Raw genomic sequence first — 2,023 nt, 5'->3', positions numbered from 1 at the left:
GACACCGCCCCGCTCGTCGCCAAGGAGTTCCACCCGTGAGCACCGCCACCCTCCCCGCGTCCGCGACGCTCCTGCGCCTCGCGACCGCCGGCTCCGTCGACGACGGCAAGTCAACGCTCGTCGGCCGCCTCCTCTACGACTCCAAGTCCGTCCTCGCCGACCAGCTCGACGCCGTCGAACGCGTCTCGCGCGACCGCGGCCTCGACGGCGCCGACCTCGCCCTCCTCACCGACGGCCTGCGCGCCGAGCGCGAGCAGGGCATCACGATCGACGTCGCCTACCGCTACTTCGCGACCGCCCGCCGCGCGTTCGTCCTCGCCGACTGCCCCGGGCACGTCCAGTACACGCGCAACACCGTGACCGGAGCGTCGACGGCCGACGCCGTCGTCCTCCTCATCGACGCCCGCAAGGGCCTCCTCGAGCAGACGCGCCGCCACCTCGCGGTCGCCTCCCTGCTGCGCGTCCCGCACGTCGTCGTCGCCGTCAACAAGATCGACCTCGTCGACTACTCCGCCGAGCGCTACGCCGAGCTCGCCGCCGAGATCCGCGCGGCCGCCGCCGACCTCGGCGTCCCCGCGATCCACACCGTGCCCGTGAGCGCGCTCGTCGGCGACAACGTCGTCGACCGCTCCGACGCGACCCCGTGGTACGACGGGCCGAGCCTCCTCGAGCTGCTCGAGGACCTGCCCGTCGGCGAGGACGTCGCCGCGCAGCACCTGCGCTTCCCCGTGCAGGTCGTGCTGCGCCCCCAGGGCGCGGCACGCGACCCGCAGCACGTCGACTACCGCGGCTACGCGGGCCAGATCGCCGAGGGCGTCGTGCGTCCCGGCGACGAGGTCGTCGTCCTGCCGTCGGGCAAGCGCACGCTCGTCGAGGCGATCGACACGGCCGACGGTCCGCTCGCCGAGGCGTTCGCGCCGCAGTCCGTGACGCTGCGCCTCACCGACGACATCGACATCGCGCGCGGCGACACGATCGTCGCCGCCGACGACGTCCCCGCGCTCACGCAGGACGTCACCGCGACCCTCGCGTGGCTCGGCGAGAAGCCGCTGCGCGCCGGGCAGCGTGTCCTCGTCAAGCACACGACAAAGGTCGTCCAGGCGGTCGTCCGCGACGTCGTCGGGCGCCTCGACCTCGACGCCGCCCACCTCGTGCCGGGCGACACGCTCGAGCTCAACGACATCGGTCGCGTCCAGCTGCGGCTCGCGTCGCCCGTGCCGGCCGAGGAGTACGCCGAGCACCGCCGCACCGGCGCGTTCTGCGTCATCGACCCCGCCGACGGCCTCACTCTCGCTGCCGGCATGGTCGGGGACGCGCTCGCCGCTGCCCGCTTCCCCGGCGACCGCCCCGCCGACTTCGCGATCTGAGCGGCCCAGCCCGACGGCGCACGACGCACCCGCGTCGTGCGCCGTCGGCCGTCCACGCGGGCTGCCCGGGCCGTCATACGGTCGAAACCTTGCGGTCGGTAGGATCGCGCACGCCCGCCACACCCACCCCGGAGGCATCGTGGACAACTCGACGACCGACCCCGCCTACCCGCTGATGCTGCGCGTCACGGGCCGCCGCTGCGTCGTCGTCGGAGCAGGCCCCGTCGGCACCCGACGCGCGCTCGCGCTCGTCCGCGCGGGAGCCGACGTCACCGTCGTCGCGCCCGTCGCGAGCGCCGACGTCACGGGCGCCGCCGCCCGCGGCGAGCTCCGCTGGGAGCAGCGTCCCTACGCGACCGGCGACCTCGACGGCGCATGGCTCGCGCACACCGCGACGGGCGTGCCCGCGATCGACGAGGCCGTCGCCGCCGACGCCGAGGACGCACGCGTGTGGCTCGGCCGGGCCGACGACCGCACCCGCTCGAACCTGTGGGTGCCCGCCGCCGCGCGCGTCGACGACGTCACCGTCACGGTGAGCGCGGGCGGCGACCCGCGCCGCGCCATGGAGCTGCGTGACAAGGTCGCGCACGCCCTGCGCGACGGCACGATCAGCGCACCGCGCCACCGTGCCCTCCCCCGCACGACGCCCTCGCCAC

Annotated in this window: 2 protein-coding genes; both read left to right on the top strand. The window is 75.3% G+C overall.

All coding sequences use genetic code 11. The features are described 5' to 3' along the window. Positions 1–35: 35 nt before the first annotated feature. Positions 36–1,367, top strand: coding sequence for a sulfate adenylyltransferase subunit 1 (locus C1729_RS14145; protein WP_102510785.1), 1,332 nt, complete (start codon positions 36–38; stop codon positions 1,365–1,367). A 139-nt stretch (positions 1,368–1,506) separates the two neighbouring features. After that, positions 1,507–2,023, top strand: a 517-nt coding sequence (locus C1729_RS14140; RefSeq protein WP_277985828.1) for a precorrin-2 dehydrogenase/sirohydrochlorin ferrochelatase family protein, incomplete at its 3' end; no start/stop codon positions are given.

Source organism: Sanguibacter massiliensis (genome assembly GCF_900240335.1).
GTDB lineage: Bacteria > Actinomycetota > Actinomycetes > Actinomycetales > Cellulomonadaceae > Flavimobilis > Flavimobilis massiliensis.
Note: the sequence above shows the minus strand (reverse complement) of the source record. Positions and strands in the feature narration are given on the sequence as shown.